Origin of the sequence: Sphingobacterium sp. UBA5789 (assembly GCF_002418355.1) — a bacterium.
Taxonomy (GTDB): domain Bacteria; phylum Bacteroidota; class Bacteroidia; order Sphingobacteriales; family Sphingobacteriaceae; genus Sphingobacterium.
The window spans coordinates 102,212-117,188 of record NZ_DIDX01000008.1; the positions used below are offsets into that span (position 1 = coordinate 102,212).

Below are 14,977 nucleotides of genomic sequence, written 5' to 3' on the forward strand. Positions count from 1 at the left end.
AAAAAATCCTGATTAAAAACTAAATAAAGATAGATTTGTTACTATAATATCTCTTACATATTAACTCAAAAGTTTAAAAAACTCGTTAATTTTGTGTCGGAAAATCTAGACATGCAAAAAAATACAAGGCGGAATATTTTTGTGGCGGCGACTTATGGTGGTGTGCTGATGCTGGGTCTCATTTTAGGTCAATATTATTCGAATGAACAGCGAACTGCTGCCGGTGGAGTATTGGATCCGCTGGGGGTGGACAACTCGTACAAAATTCAGGGAATGATGGATCTGATATCGAGCAGCTATGTAGACAGCATCAATATGGACGCTATACAGGATGATGCTATTTCGCATATTTTGTCACGTCTGGATCCTTATTCGGCGTATCTGCAGGCTGCTGAAGCTCAGAATCTGAATGAAACACTGGAGGGTACATTTGAGGGAATAGGACTTGAATATTTTAATTTGAATGATACACTTCTCGTCGTAAGTATTATTCCGAATGGCCCTGCGGACAAGGCAGGCTTCCGGGTTGGGGATCAGCTCTTGCAGATTGATACAAAGACGATCGCCGGGGTCAGTATGCCGCTAAGTGAGGTAGATAAGATGATCCGCGGGAAACGGGGAAGTGCACTTCAGGTGCTGGTAAAGCGGGAAGGATATATGTTGGGTAAGCCTATAAAAGTGATCCGGGATCAGGTTAATGTAAGTTCGCTGGATGCTGCTTATCTGATTCAGCCTACAGTTGCCTATGTCAAGATCAGGAGATTCGGACTGAAGACTGCAGAGGAATTTAAAAAGGCTCTCAAAGAACTGGAAAAACGAGGTGCCAGAAGTATCATAGTAGACCTTCGTGAAAATGGTGGGGGGTATCTGCATGCAGCTATACAGCTGGCAAGTGAGTTTTTTAAAGATAAAAAGCTTATTGTGTATACCAAAGGATATAATGAGCTTAGAAAAGATTACTTCTCTTCTGCCGATGGCGTATTTCCGGATGGTAAGGTTGCCGTACTGATCAATGAGAATTCAGCTTCCGCAAGCGAAATCTTTGCCGGAGCGATACAAGATCTGGACCGGGGTACCATCGTCGGAAGACGTTCGTATGGAAAGGGATTGGTACAGGAACGGTTTGAATTACCGGACGGATCTACGATCAATCTGAGTGTAGCCCGTTACTTTACTCCTTTGGGCAGAGATATCCAAAAAAAATATACCCTTAATGCATTTGTAAGTCCGACGAGCCACGAACCTTTATGGCTTATGGATACCACATATGTGCATGAGCAGGCTTTTGTCACTAAGGGTGGGAATCAGGTTTATAACGGCGGAGGGATCTATCCGGATGTCGTCTTACCTATCGATTCAAATGCACTGAGTCTGAAATATCAGGAAATCAACTCTTCCAGTCTGACAGAGCAGTTTGTGTATGAGCGGTTCACCAAAAAATCGCCGGCGTATTCTATTGAAAACTTTATTCAGGGCTATCACTTGCCGGATAAGGAATACGCAGATTTTATGACTTTTCTGAAAAATAAGGGAATTGTCTTGAGCAAAAAGCAGGAAAATGACCTGCATCAACTGATACAGACTGATATTGAATCCCTGGTGGGACGTTTTTATTTTGGAAGAGATGCTTATTTCAAAGTGCGCAACAGGCACGATGTTTTTGTAGAAAGAGCAGTCAATGTCTTGGCTCCTGTATTAAATTAATCCTTCAGTTGTACATCGGCCCATATGGGATAGTGATCCGAAAGTTTTCTTTTGACAATCTGATAATTCAGGATGTTGAAATCATTGCTTGTAAAGATATAATCAATCTGAAATATAGGAAGCATTTCATAGTGGGTAACACCCCAGCCTGAACCTTTCTTCTGGAAAGCATTCTGCATGCCTTTGCCAATCAGGTTGACACTGTATGACATCGGTGTATCGTTAAAATCACCCATTACCATATAGGGAATTTTAGCAGTCTCTATATGTTCTTTCAACGCTTCAGCCTGTTCACTACGCGAAGCAAAAGCCTGCTTTAATTTACGGCCTACCCTGCGGGTAGCAGTTTTGTTGCTTTCTCCGGATGGATTTTGAATAAAATCCTTGTCTTCGTTCTGCAAGGCAAAGGAGCGAAGATGAACATTATAAATCCGCATACTTTTTTTGCCCTTTTCTATATCTGCATATATAATACGATTGATACCGTATTCATTCTTAACAATAGTGCCGGAATGGATCACAGGGTATTTGGAAAAAATAGCTTGTCCGTATGCTTCGTAATCATTGACAGATGCGGGTTCGAAATACCAGTATTTATAACCAAAATTTTCACGGAGTTCCTTAGCGTAAACATGTTTACCTTTTATCTTACTGTAGTATTCCTGAAAGCAGATAACATCCGGTTTGATACTGTCGATAATACCTAATACCTCTCGTTTAAAGTCTTTTTCTTCTCCTTTTTTTGCTGTTTTAAAGAGATGGACATTGAAACTTAGTACACGTATGCTACTATCTGCGGCAGTGATCTCCTGTGTATGGTCTCCGCTAAAATTCCAGTGTTTGGTCAAAAGATTCCAGCCGATTACAATAGTTATAAATGAGATCAGTGCATGCTTAGGTTTACGCATAAGCCAGTAACCTACAAAGCCGATGTTGATCAGTAGAATGGGAAGATAACCCAATCCGAAAAAAGCAAGTGGCCAAAAGGTCTTGGGGTTAATAAAGGAGGCGGAATAACTCAAAAGCAAAGCTGCTACAGCCAGTAAATTGGCTATAAAAATAGTCTTGCTCAAGAAACCCAGCTTTTTTTTTAACAAGTGAACTTTTGCCATTCCCTCTAATCTTGCTTACTCGCTTTGAATAATACTTCCTTTTCCCGTGAAGTTAAACTTTCATAGCCAGACAAAGAAATTTTATCTAAGATCTGATCAATTTCTTCCTGATTGGGGAGGTCATTGATCGTGGAATGAGAATATTTAGCGTATTCTACCTTCTGATGCACAACCTGTAGTCTGCTGATCCGTTTCCTTTTTGCTGCGAATACCTTACTCCAGTCCTTTCCGTTCTGTAGTGAGCGGATAAACATAAAGCTCCAAAGTATAATGCACAGATACGCTGCAGCAGCAGTTTTATTAATTAATGCATAAAATATAACCTCCAGTCCGAGGTATACATAAGCAACAATTTTTAGTTTGATGTTCCCCAGAAATAAGAGTCGCATTTCTGTATAAGGCACCAGAGATGCTGTTGCTGTAATGACGCCTGCTATGGGAAGAGATGCTGTATTGAGTAATGTCTGCGGGCTATTGGCCAGATAAGGAATCTGACCCAAAGCTAAATAGAATGCCCCTCCTAAAAACAAAGATGACAGATAAATATACCAAAGCTGCCTGCTATTAAGGAAATTCAGAAACAGATTACCCATCCAGTATAGCCACAAGCTATCAAACAGAATACGAAATAAACCTGTGTAAACCAGTGAATAGGAAAAAATAGACCAGGGTTGTTGCAGAAAATGGTCAAAACTAACCGGCAGACTAAGATTCTGAAGTGTCTTATCGTAAAGAGGATAATGGATAACTTTTAATTCTGCAAGCAGATCAAAAAGGTGAATAATCACAAAAAGAGCTACTTGTCCCACAATAACAATGGGAACCGGAGATCCTGATTTAAAAGTTTCTCTCCAGAAGGATTTAAACTCTTTTTGTGCCATTTTCACAAATTTAACTAATATATACCTTTTCTAATACCCCACATTTTCAACAGTATCAATGCAAACAGTGCCCCTCCAACGTGTGCCAAATGTGCGACAGAATCTCCCGGACGGGAAAGACTCAGGTAAATTTCTATAACGATCAACCCGCCGATAAAGTACTTCGCTTTGATCGGTATAGGTATAAATATCAATTGTAGCGGAATGTTTGGAAATAAATAGGCAAAAGCAAGCAGAATACCATATATAGCTCCGGACGCCCCCACTAAAGGTGTGTAGTTGATTTCTTTAATAAAGGCAATCTGTTCGAAAGACAATGCATTCATATCTATACCTTGTCTTACCGGAAAACTCGTGCCGACTAACTGATAAAGTTCAATCGCCTGTATGCCGTATTGTAATACCAAAGCTCCTAAACCGGTGAAAAGGTAAAAATTAAGAAAACGTTTTGATCCCAATACCTGTTCGATCATCGGCCCAAACATCAGCAAGGAAAACATATTAAAGAAAATATGTGTAAATCCGCCATGCATAAACATATAGGTTATGATCTGCCAGACTTTAAAATATGGTGAGTCCGGATAGAAAGCTGCTAAATACTGATAAGATTGTGAGACCAGGCTTGATCCAATAAAAAAGATGATATTGAGGATCAGTAGATTCTTTACAACCGGTGATAAATTTGGAAACATATGTATTCTCGTTTACTAATTAATTTTTGCCAAACTTTTCAAGAAGTTCAGACAATGTAAATGTAATAATTATCGGTTTGCCGTACAGTGAAATATTCGGTGATTCACAGGCAAACAATCTGTCAATCAGTTCTGCCATGGCTTGATTATCCAGAAGAGTTCCCGGTTTTATCGCTGCACTTTTAGCAAGACTACGGGCCAGATTTTCCCGTTTGTTTAGTTTTAATTCGGATTTGTTATGTTTAAAGTCTTCCAAAAGCCGTTCGATAATAGCCAGTTCGTTGACATTACTCCCCAGATCGGCCGGAATTCCATCTACAATATACGTTGTTTTTCCAAAAGGACGTAACTGAAAACCCAGACTTTGAATTTCCGGTAATATTTCTTCCATTAATGCATGGTCAGCACTATTCAGATCTATTGTTTGGGGAAATAGGCTCTGTTGGCTTATTCCCTGATTCTGTTCCAGGTGAGCCAGGAACTGTTCGAATAATATACGTTCATGTGCAGCCTGCTGATCGATTATCATAAAGCCAGAATGAATCTGTGATACGATAAACCTGTTGTGTAACTGAAAGAATTGCTTGCTTTGCTGTACGCTGACTTCCGGCATATTGATGTCAATCTCCTCATCATCCTTTTCTGAAGGAAGTAATGGAAGCTGAGCAGATGAGGTGGTCTCGTTTTCTGTGATCTGATAAAGAGTATCCCAGTTTTGTGGTATTCCTGCTTTTTTCTCAAAACCGGAAGTATAATTGTCTGATCTCGATTTGGAAGCAGATTCCTTATAGCCCGGTTCAAAAGGATTGAAGTCCGGATTAAAATTAATCGTAGGTGCCTGAATTTCATCAAGAGGTTTCTGGCTGATCATATTTGAAAAACCTGTCTCCTGGTTAAAATCAAGCGTAGGAGCAATGTTATAACGTCCCAATGATCGTTTTACGGCAGATCTCAGAATGGCATAGATCGCTTTGTCATCTTCATATTTGATTTCCGTTTTCGTAGGATGAACATTGATATCAATCTTCGCCGGGTCTATATCAATAAAAAGCACATATAGCGGGTAACTATCTGCTGTCAGTATCTCTTCGTATGCATTGAGAACGGCATGATTGAGATAAGGATCCTTTATAAATCTTTTGTTAACAAAGAAGAACTGTTCTCCGCGCGTCTTTTTGGCAAACTCAGGTTTACCGATAAAACCATTAATAGTAATTATAGATGTTTCTTCCTCTACAGGTACAAGACGCTGGTTATAATTATTCCCCAGTAAGTGAACAATACGTTGCTTCAATGTTTCCGCGGGAAGATGGTATACCTCATTGCCGTCACTGTGCAGGCTGAAGAAAATTTCAGGGTGAGCTAAAGCCACACGCTGGAATTCATCAATAATATGACGCATCTCTACCGAGTTACTCTTCAGGAAATTCCGCCTTGCAGGAATGTTGAAAAAAAGATTCTTTACAGATATACTTGTTCCCGGAGACAGCGCTTCAGGATGTTGATCTGTTATTTTGGAACCTTCGATTTCGATAACTGTTCCGAGCTCATCTTCTACTCGTCTGGTCTTTAATTCTATGTGTGCGATTGCTGCGATGGAAGCCATAGCTTCACCACGGAATCCCATGGTGCGGATGGAGAAAAGATCCTCCGCTTTACGTATTTTAGAAGTAGCATGCCTTTCAAAACATAATCTGGCATCCGTCACACTCATACCACATCCATTATCAATGACCTGTATCATTGATTTACCAGCATCTTTTACGATAAGTTTTATTTTGTCTGCTCCGGCATCAATCGCATTTTCAATCAATTCCTTTACCGCAGAAGCAGGTCGTTGCACGACTTCTCCTGCCGCAATTTGATTCGCAACAGCATCTGGCAACAATTGAATAATATCTGACATAATCTATGCGAAGTTACGAAAAATTGATCCGAAATTTTAGTATAGATTAAAGTGAAGAAAGAATGACAATACATCTTTGTTAAATATTTTACAAGATGTTTGTTATTTAGGTATTTAGCTTTTGAAAATGGATAGGCTGATGGATGGTATAAGGAGCAGTATTTTCTCTAAAATACTGCTCCTTAAGTTTTTTATTTCATTTCCAGTTTTAGGAATCGTGCCGTTTCGCTTTTCTTATTCTTAATCAGTTCTTCCGGTGTTCCGGCAAACAAAAGCTGTCCGCCACTGCGTCCTCCTTCAGGTCCCATATCGATCACCCAGTCAGCAGTTTTTACTACATCCAGATTGTGTTCTATAATCAATACAGAATTGCCACGGTCTACCAAACGGTTGATCACCCCTAACAATACATTCACATCTTCAAAGTGAAGTCCTGTTGTCGGTTCATCTAAGATGTAAAATGTTTTTCCGGTATCTTTTTTAGAAAGTTCAGTAGCCAGTTTGATACGCTGAGCTTCACCACCCGAAAGTGTAGTTGAAGATTGTCCCAAAGTAATATAGCCTAACCCTACATCCTGCAACGTTTTAATTTTTCTGTAGATTGAGGGAATATTTTCAAAAAATGCAACACCTTCATCCACACTCATGTCCAGTACGTCAGATATAGATTTTCCGCGATATCGTACTTCCAAAGTTTCTCTGTTATAGCGTTTTCCGTGGCATGTTTCACAAGGAACCTGCACATCCGGCAGGAAGTTCATTTCGATGATCTTCATACCTGCACCCTGACAGGTTTCACATCTTCCGCCTTTCACATTAAAGGAGAATCTGCCAGGCTTATACCCGCGTATTTTGGCTTCCGGAAGTTGCACAAACAATGTTCTGATATCCGAGAATACTCCTGTGTAGGTAGATGGGTTGGAACGTGGAGTCCGGCCAATCGGACTTTGATCGATTTCGATGATTTTGTCAATATGTTCCAGCCCCTCGATACTCTTATACGGAAGAGGTACAGCCTTTGCTCTGAAGAAATGCTTATTGAGTATAGGGTATAATGTTCCTGTGATTAAACTGGACTTGCCCGAACCTGAGACACCGGTAACGAGGATAAGTTTTCCCAGCGGGAACTCTGCCGTTACATTTTTCAGGTTGTTACCTGTTGCTCCTTTGAGGATTAGAGATTGACCGTTGCCTGCTCTGCGGGTTTCAGGAATAGCCACTTCTTTTCGGCCATTCAGATAAGCTGCAGTGAGCGAATCTGCTTTCAGAATTTCTTTTGGTGAACCTTCAGCGACCACCTGTCCGCCATGAAGACCTGCTGCAGGTCCCATATCAATGACATGATCTGCATTTAGAATCATATCTTTATCGTGCTCCACCACCAATACTGAATTGCCGATATCCCGCAGATTTTTCAGAGATTTGATCAGTCTTTCATTATCCCGCTGGTGTAGTCCTATACTGGGCTCATCCAGGATATACAAGACATTGACCAATTGGGATCCGATCTGCGTAGCCAGTCTGATTCGCTGTGCTTCTCCTCCGGATAGTGTTTTCGATGTGCGGTCCAATGTAAGATAGGTGAGTCCTACATCCAGCAAAAATCCAAGTCTGGCACGTATCTCTTTGAGGATCTCCGTTGCAATTACCTGTTGGCGTTCATCCAGTCTGGATTCCAGATCTGTAAACCACTCCATAAGTGAAGTGATATCCATCGCCGCAAGTTCACTGATATTTTTTTTGTCTATTTTGAAATGTAGAGACTCTTTTTTTAGTCTGGAGCCGTGACATACAGGGCAAGTTACTTTCGTTCGGAAATCTTCCAGTGAGGTGATATCATCCTGCTGACGTCCCATCTGTTCTTCCAGCATTGCAAAAATACCCTGAAAGGTGACTTTGTGTTCACGTACACTGTAACTGCTATATTCTACTGTAATAGGAATAGGTTCTTCTGCGCCAAACAGCAGGGTATCGATCTGTTCTTCAGTAAGTTTTTCTACAGGAGTCGTTAGCGAAAATTCAAGTTTTTTCGCAACAGCTTTCAATACCTGAAAATTCCAGGATTCGCGGGCGGGGCCTAACGGCACAATAGCGCCTTTCTGAATACTCAGTTTACGATCCGGAATAACAGCCTGTTTATCTATTTCGAAAATATATCCCAGTCCATCACACTTTGGACAAGCGCCATAAGGAGAGTTGAACGAAAATGTATTCGGTTGTGGCTCATCATAAGAGATACCCGATTCGGCATCCATCAGATAACGGCTGAAAAACTGTTCCTTATTCTCTTTGTTTGTAATTTTGATAATTCCTTTTGCCGCTTTCATTGCCTGCATGACAGAGGTATAGAGTCTTTTTCTGTCTTCAGGTTTTACGGTAAGCCTGTCAATAACAGTCTCAATATCGTGGATTTTATATCTATCCACCTGCATTTTAGGCGTCAGATCTGTGATTTCTCCGTCTACACGAACTTTTGTATATCCCTGTTTGCGGATTTGTTCAAAAAGTTCACGGTAATGGCCTTTACGTCCTTTGACAATCGGAGCGAGAATGTTTACCGCCTCTCCGTTGAACTCCTCCAGGATACGGTCTACGATCTGATCTTCGGACATACGCTCCATACGTTTGCCGGTCACATAAGAGAAAGCTTCACCTGCACGGGCATAGAGAAGACGCAAAAAATCGTATACTTCTGTGATCGTGCCTACAGTAGAGCGGGGATTTTTACTGGTCGTCTTTTGTTCAATGGAAATAACGGGACTTAAACCAGAAATTTTATCTACATCAGGACGCTCCATACCTCCGAGAAACTGGCGGCTGTATGCACTGAATGTTTCCATATAACGGCGTTGTCCCTCTGCATAAATGGTGTCAAATGCAAGCGAAGATTTTCCGCTTCCACTTAGACCTGTGATGACAACAAGTTCATTTCTTGGAAATGTAACATCAATATTTTTAAGATTATGAACACGTGCCCCAAAGACCTCTACTTCGTGTTGCTCGCCCAAATCCGGAGTTGTTTTTTTTGTCATGAACCTGCAAGAGTTAGCTTTAAGCCGTTCAGAAAACAGCAAAGTGCAAAGGTACAGAATTTTAAAAGATTATGATTGGCCTGATCGTAAAGAAGTCGTGAATTTTGATTTTAAAATGATGCTTTTGATAAGTTGGATTAATCTTTGTATTTTGTTTCTTTAAAAAACTACTCTATTGGAAAAAATTGACGTAAGTAAGCAGGAAAAGGAGACGTTGGATTCTGCCATTACCCATTGGCAGAAGCATGGATACGTGAATGAACAGGTAGCGGAAGAGCTTAGGAATTCAATGGAGGTTAAGAATTTTGAGTGGGGAATGCTGGCCAAATATGCTTTCTGGATCGCATTGGCTTCTTTGGTTTTTTCAGTCCTTTCTTTATTTGTCGATGATACCTTTCTTGATTTTGTAAAAAGGTTTTACGAAGCGCCTAATATTGTGTTTTTTATATTCTTTGCCGCACTTGCAGCCTTATTTTATTTTCTCGGATTCCGAAATAAGGAAAAGTTTCCAGAAAAAACATTTTCCAATGAGACATTAATGCTGGCGGGAGCCTTTTCAACGGCTACCAGTATAGGATTTCTGGGACAGGTACTGGATAGAAACGAAATGCATTTCTCTTTGCTTTTTTTATTATCGGTAGCTATATATGGTATTCTGGCTGTAAAACTGGATTCCAAACTGATCTGGACATTTACACTGATCAGTCTGGGTGTATGGTTTGCGACAGAAACAGCCTATCATAGCGACTGGGGATTTAAGTTCTGGGGGATGAATTATCCGTTACGTTTCACTATTTTTGGAGTGCTGGTAACGGCATTTGCAATTTTTGTTCAGCCTCGTTTCAAGCCACTGGTCGAATTTCAATCGACCTCCTATGTAGTCGGACTTCTTTATACCATGATTGCGCTGTGGTGTCTCTCCATATTTGGAAACTACAGTGACTTTGAAGCCTGGACACGTGTGAGGCAGTTTCATATTTTTTATTGGGGACTATTATCTACATTAGTGTCAGCGGGTCTGGTGGTTTACGGACTGAAGTCCAAAGATAATGTGACCCGAGAGATTGGTTTTGTATTCTTTATCCTCAATCTGTATACCCGGTTTGTGGAATATTTGTGGGATAATATTAATCGTACTATTTTCTTTTTAATTCTGGCTGTTTCCTTTTGGTTTGTTGGTCGATGGGCCGAACGTATCTGGAAAAAGCGGGAGAATGGAAAATAGTATTAGCATAATAGTTACATCATGAAGAGATTCTTACTCATCCTAAGTCTGTTCGCTGTCTTTTTATTAAGCTGTAGTAAAAAGGACGATTCGGAAATCCGAAAAACGATAACGGATTTTTTTAGCAGCAAGGTTCATTACGGATCTGTTGATCGTCAGTTGATTAGTCCTGATCTGGCCTCTTTGATCGACAAAGCAATAGCCCGAGAAGATGAAGATGCGGAGAAAGTTGCCAAAAGTGATCATCCCAGTGATAAGCCATTGATGATAGAAGGGGATATTTTTACAAGTTTATATGAAGGACAGGACACGTTTCAGATTGATACGATAAAGATCAAAGGAGACAGTGCTTTTGTTGCAGTACAGTTCGCGAATACCGGCTATAAAGAAAGCTGGAAAGATGAAGTCGTACTGATTAAGAAGGATTCCTGGAAAATTGATAATGTTTATTTTGGAACCGATAAAACCTTAAAAAGTACAAAAGATGTATTGAGAGAATTAATCAATATGCCTGATTAACATAATCCCCAACAGATTTTGTGAGAGGTATTTGGCAAGGCTATTTTCTCTCCTTTTTAAGGAGAGATCCCGATTGTATCGGGAGAGAGGTTAAAGAACTAGCATTTCTTCACTGTCTCCCAATAGCTTTCTTGAAAACTGTAGATCGGCCTTAATTGATCTTAATACTATAGGTGATATTCACACCTCCGGCGGCCAGCATATCATGTACTGAACAGTATTTTTTGACAGCCAGTTCAGCTGCTTTTTGCGCTTTTACTTCATCAATATTACCTTTCAGCGTAAAGCTGATATGAATATCTGTAAAAATGTTAGGGATCTGCTCACGACGTTTTCCTTCCACATCAACATGTATGTCTTCGATTTCCTGACGTTGTTTATTCAGAATGCTTACCAGATCAAACACACTGCAGGATCCTAAGGCCATTAATACCAATTCCATTGGCCTTACGCCCTTGCCTTCACCACCGATTTCTTTAGATCCGTCAATGTGAACTTTTACATCTGAGAGTTCACTGTTTGCTTCAAAGTGAACAGCTTTATTTACCCGATTTAATGATACTTTCATCTTTCTTTTCCTTAGACACAAATTTAGCTAAACTTTATGGATATAAAAAAAGGCCGTCCCGAATTTCGGGACGGCCTTGTGAAGATTCGTTTTAAGATCTATTGTACCGGAAGTTTCACTCCTCTGTATTGTGATACATCTACTTTTGAGACAGATGATCCATATTTGCTGTTGATAGCATCGATAAATACATTGGCTACGATTGCATTTCCGATAGGAGTCAGGTGTATACCATCCAGTGAAAATGCATTTCCTGTGATAAACTTATTGCTTACAGCCAGTCCGTTGATGCGGATGCCATTTTTTACAGAAGTTAAAAAGGCATTTACATCTGCCACAGCCAGACCTTTTGCTGTTGCGATAGACTTGATAGCTGCATTAAACTCATTGATACGGGTTACCACCTGAGCTGCTTCAGCTTCATCAAGTACAAAATTGTCTGCTACAGGATTTGCCGGATGCAGACCATACGGAATATTAGCACCGTTTGGCTTGCCTAGTAATCCCGCAGAAGAGAATGGAAGAACAAAGTAATCCTTATCTGTAGCTGCTCTCGGAGTTGCTTTGGTTGCGATATAGATATCCTTAATTTCAGGTGCATTGGGATTTGCCGCTTTAGCTGCTGCATTCGCTGCCGCTAAAAGAGCCGTTCTGGTAACTGTTGTAAAGAAAGGTACAGCTGTTACATCCGGGATAGTAGCTACGACACCCTGAGAGCTTTTAGCCGTTAATCCATTTATAAAATTCTGGTATGCACCAGTGAACGTCGCCAGATCTGTCAGTTTTGTTGTTGGGTCAAGCGGATTATATACTGCACCGTTTGTTGCATATCCAAGCGCATCGTTATTTCCCAACCAGAAGCTGAAAAATGTATGATCATGCTCTGTCGCATAGGTAAAGTATGTTTTTTTGCCAACCTGATCATCTGGTAACAAGCGCTCGAAATACATGTTCAGCGAACTGAATTGGGGCACGAAAGCAAGATCCAGACGCATGCCCGGTACACCAAGATTCTGAATAGGATCTGTATACTTGGTTAGCAACTTGGGGCTTGCAGAACGATAAGCCAGGTTTTCTGTGATCTGTTTCATCACAGGCTGACCGTTTACAAGCGATTCTAATTGAATATATCCGGATCCGTTGGCTTGTGCTTCACTGAATAATGGTGTGGTAAATTCACCTCCTCCAACTTGTTTAAATTGTTGAGCCATCAGATTGGTAAATGCCACTTGCTGGCCTTCCCGGTATAGTCCGCCATCCGCAAAACCAGATGTCAGTGAATTACCAACGGCAATATATTTACTAAAGTTTGCTGTGCCGCCTGCGGCAGGTGTAAAGTCTTTGATTTCCGGTTTACAGGAAGCTACTCCCAGAACCAATAATGCTAACCCTACATATAGTTTATTTCTTTTCATGACGTATTCTTTTTAGCGTTTGAAAAAATTACCATTTATAGCTTACGGAAACTCCGGGAGCGAAAATGTTGGTTTTATAGGTTCCGGATAAATGACTCTCCACATTATTTGCTTCTCTAGGCATAATCCGTTGATAAGCAAAAGAACCTGTTACATCAAATTTCTTGGAGGGGTGAAATGTGAATCCTCCTGAGATCAGGTAACGGGTGTTGTCTGGTGTTTCCGGATATACATAATTTGCCTGTACAGGGGTTGCCATATAACCACCACCTACACGTAACTGCAATTTTTCAGATGCCAGGTACTCCAGTCCTGCTTTGACAGAACCAGCATTCACATAATTTTTGGCTGAACGGGTGTCCTGCAGAGCTGCAGTATTCTCTTTATAATCGAAATTAAGCTCTTTGTATATAGAATAACCAATTAAGGTACCATCTACAGCCACTTTTACTTTTTCAGACAACGGGAACGCTATGCCCAGTGCAAAAGTAGAAGGAAGAGGTAGTTCAGAGGTAAAAGTATTGCCTTCAGGGAATGAGCTTCTTACAGATTCAGGTACATCAAACAGGGCATCTCCATCTTTTAACTTGGTAACGACTTTAGAACGGTAACTCAGAGAGATCGCAAAATCATCTTCAAGATTGTAATGCACACCCACGTTATATCCGGTACCCGAGCCTGTTCCTTTCAGTGTGGCTAACCCCGCTCTTCCGTCTGGAAAAAATACAGGAACAGAGTTTTCTAAATCCACACTTCCGATGTTGTATACAAATCCACCACCAATACTGAAGTTATCTGTCAGTTTAAAACTTAAAGTAGGCTGTATGTAGATGGCTCTTAACGAAAGGCTGACCAGACTGAATCTTCCTGCCCACTCTGTACCCCAGTCTACTCCACCTCCGTAGGGCGTATAAACGCCGATACCGGCTTTCCACCATGAGTTTTTAGGGCCGAATGCTGCAAAAAGCGAAAAAGGAGGTGATATCTGAGACTTGGTGTGATTGACAACCGAACTCCCGGACTCGCGGAAAGCAGACTTATACATGACCGCATTTCCAGCCACCATTACTGCATTATGATCCATTTTAGCCAATGCTCCAGGACTGTAAAAGATGGAGGCTTCATCAATAAAATAAGCCGAACCAGCTCCACCCATACCGACAGATTTTGGACTTTGTAGGTTTACCTGAGATCCCTGTGCCCATAGTAAGGAAGGGGAAGCACAGAGCAAAGCGAATAATAATTTCTTCATACCTGTATAATTTGGTTAGTACTTTTCCTTGCATAGTAAAAATACAATGCTAACATAATAAATTTTTGGCGAAAAATAATAAATCTTGTGTAATATTTTTATTGGTCGTATCTTTAGTAATCTAAACTAAAGCGTATCAAATAATATACTAAGACAATAATTTATGGCTACAATTACATTCAAAGGAAGTGATGTGCATACACAAGGAGAACTTCCGAAAGTGGGTTCGCAAGCTCCTGATTTTAAATTGACTGCAGGAGATCTTTCTGATAAGTCACTTACTGATTTTAAAGGAAAAAGAGTCGTGTTAAATATCTTTCCAAGTATTGACACCGGTACCTGTGCTGCTTCAGTCCGTGCTTTTAATAAAGCGGCAGCGGATCTGGATAATACGACCGTACTGTGTATCTCCAAAGATTTACCTTTTGCACAGGGACGTTTCTGCGCTGCAGAAGGAATCAGTAATGTGCTGACTCTTTCTGAATACAAAGATTCTTCGTTTTCTGATGCTTACCAGTTGAGACTGACAGACGGACCTTTAGCAGGATTATTGAGTCGTGTGGTCATTGTACTGGATGAAGAAGGAAAGGTTGTTTATGAAGAGCAGGTTTCCGAAATTGTAAATGAACCTGATTATGATGCTGCTTTAGCAACATTAAAATAAACAGATC

12 protein-coding genes are annotated in these 14,977 nt (G+C 40.6%); 4 read left to right on the plus strand and 8 right to left on the minus strand.

Features of this window, described 5'->3' with window-relative positions:
* Positions 1 to 111: 111 nt before the first annotated feature.
* Complete coding sequence (locus B4B65_RS21435; RefSeq protein WP_293918740.1) at positions 112 to 1,704, plus strand: S41 family peptidase; 1,593 nt, start codon at positions 112 to 114, stop codon at positions 1,702 to 1,704.
* Here B4B65_RS21435 and B4B65_RS21440 read toward each other — a convergent pair.
* The 5 genes from B4B65_RS21440 to uvrA all read right to left on the minus strand — a co-directional run bounded on the left by B4B65_RS21440 (position 1,701) and on the right by uvrA (position 9,327).
* Complete coding sequence (locus B4B65_RS21440) at positions 1,701 to 2,777, minus strand: endonuclease/exonuclease/phosphatase family protein (protein ID WP_236582304.1); 1,077 nt, start codon at positions 2,775 to 2,777, stop codon at positions 1,701 to 1,703. The genes B4B65_RS21435 and B4B65_RS21440 overlap by 4 nt on opposite strands.
* 44 nt (positions 2,778 to 2,821) lie before the next feature.
* The gene (locus tag B4B65_RS21445; protein ID WP_293918742.1) at positions 2,822 to 3,697 is read right to left on the minus strand and encodes a rhomboid family intramembrane serine protease; all 876 of its coding nucleotides are present in this window, start codon (positions 3,695 to 3,697) and stop codon (positions 2,822 to 2,824) included.
* A gap of 14 nt (positions 3,698 to 3,711) precedes the next feature.
* The gene (locus B4B65_RS21450; RefSeq protein ID WP_293918744.1) at positions 3,712 to 4,389 is read right to left on the minus strand and encodes a rhomboid family intramembrane serine protease; all 678 of its coding nucleotides are present in this window, start codon (positions 4,387 to 4,389) and stop codon (positions 3,712 to 3,714) included.
* Positions 4,390 to 4,408: 19 nt separating this feature from the next.
* Positions 4,409 to 6,295 carry a DNA mismatch repair endonuclease MutL gene (gene mutL / locus B4B65_RS21455; RefSeq protein ID WP_293918746.1) on the minus strand — a complete coding sequence of 629 codons (1,887 nt, stop codon included), beginning with the start codon at positions 6,293 to 6,295 and terminating at the stop codon, positions 4,409 to 4,411.
* Between the two features lie 191 nt (positions 6,296 to 6,486).
* Entirely contained in the window at positions 6,487 to 9,327 is a 2,841-nt protein-coding gene (gene uvrA, locus B4B65_RS21460) for an excinuclease ABC subunit UvrA (protein WP_293918748.1), read from the minus strand.
* A gap of 175 nt (positions 9,328 to 9,502) precedes the next feature.
* Between uvrA and B4B65_RS21465 the strand changes: the two genes are divergently transcribed.
* Positions 9,503 to 10,552, plus strand: a complete 1,050-nt coding sequence (locus tag B4B65_RS21465) for a DUF2157 domain-containing protein (protein ID WP_293918750.1) — start codon at positions 9,503 to 9,505, stop codon at positions 10,550 to 10,552.
* Between the two features lie 21 nt (positions 10,553 to 10,573).
* On the plus strand, positions 10,574 to 11,071 hold the full coding sequence (locus B4B65_RS21470; protein ID WP_293918752.1) for a hypothetical protein: 498 nt from the start codon (positions 10,574 to 10,576) through the stop codon (positions 11,069 to 11,071).
* 151 nt (positions 11,072 to 11,222) lie between these two features.
* On the opposite strand, the gene B4B65_RS21475 is transcribed toward B4B65_RS21470, so the two are convergent.
* The 3 genes from B4B65_RS21475 to B4B65_RS21485 all read right to left on the minus strand — a co-directional run bounded on the left by B4B65_RS21475 (position 11,223) and on the right by B4B65_RS21485 (position 14,306).
* Positions 11,223 to 11,639 (minus strand): OsmC family protein, encoded by a 417-nt coding sequence (locus B4B65_RS21475; RefSeq protein ID WP_002999656.1) that lies wholly within the window; start codon positions 11,637 to 11,639, stop codon positions 11,223 to 11,225.
* Between the two features lie 98 nt (positions 11,640 to 11,737).
* Entirely contained in the window at positions 11,738 to 13,054 is a 1,317-nt protein-coding gene (locus B4B65_RS21480) for a G-D-S-L family lipolytic protein (RefSeq protein WP_293918755.1), read from the minus strand.
* 28 nt (positions 13,055 to 13,082) lie between these two features.
* Complete coding sequence (locus B4B65_RS21485) at positions 13,083 to 14,306, minus strand: OmpP1/FadL family transporter (RefSeq protein WP_293918757.1); 1,224 nt, start codon at positions 14,304 to 14,306, stop codon at positions 13,083 to 13,085.
* 163 nt (positions 14,307 to 14,469) lie between these two features.
* Between B4B65_RS21485 and tpx the strand changes: the two genes are divergently transcribed.
* Complete coding sequence (tpx, locus tag B4B65_RS21490; protein WP_293918759.1) at positions 14,470 to 14,970, plus strand: thiol peroxidase; 501 nt, start codon at positions 14,470 to 14,472, stop codon at positions 14,968 to 14,970.
* Positions 14,971 to 14,977: the final 7 nt, after the last annotated feature.

Excerpts from the sequence above, each read along its gene's own strand:
- B4B65_RS21435 (WP_293918740.1), top strand. The coding sequence starts at position 112 with ATGCAAAAAAATACAAGGCGGAATATTTTTGTGGCGGCGACTTATGGT.
- B4B65_RS21445 (WP_293918742.1), bottom strand. The coding sequence starts at position 3,697 with ATGGCACAAAAAGAGTTTAAATCCTTCTGGAGAGAAACTTTTAAATCA.
- B4B65_RS21450 (WP_293918744.1), bottom strand. The coding sequence starts at position 4,389 with ATGTTTCCAAATTTATCACCGGTTGTAAAGAATCTACTGATCCTCAAT.
- mutL (WP_293918746.1), bottom strand. The coding sequence starts at position 6,295 with ATGTCAGATATTATTCAATTGTTGCCAGATGCTGTTGCGAATCAAATT.
- uvrA (WP_293918748.1), bottom strand. The coding sequence starts at position 9,327 with ATGACAAAAAAAACAACTCCGGATTTGGGCGAGCAACACGAAGTAGAG.
- B4B65_RS21470 (WP_293918752.1), top strand. The coding sequence starts at position 10,574 with ATGAAGAGATTCTTACTCATCCTAAGTCTGTTCGCTGTCTTTTTATTA.
- B4B65_RS21475 (WP_002999656.1), bottom strand. The coding sequence starts at position 11,639 with ATGAAAGTATCATTAAATCGGGTAAATAAAGCTGTTCACTTTGAAGCA.
- B4B65_RS21480 (WP_293918755.1), bottom strand. The coding sequence starts at position 13,054 with ATGAAAAGAAATAAACTATATGTAGGGTTAGCATTATTGGTTCTGGGA.
- B4B65_RS21485 (WP_293918757.1), bottom strand. The coding sequence starts at position 14,306 with ATGAAGAAATTATTATTCGCTTTGCTCTGTGCTTCCCCTTCCTTACTA.
- tpx (WP_293918759.1), top strand. The coding sequence starts at position 14,470 with ATGGCTACAATTACATTCAAAGGAAGTGATGTGCATACACAAGGAGAA.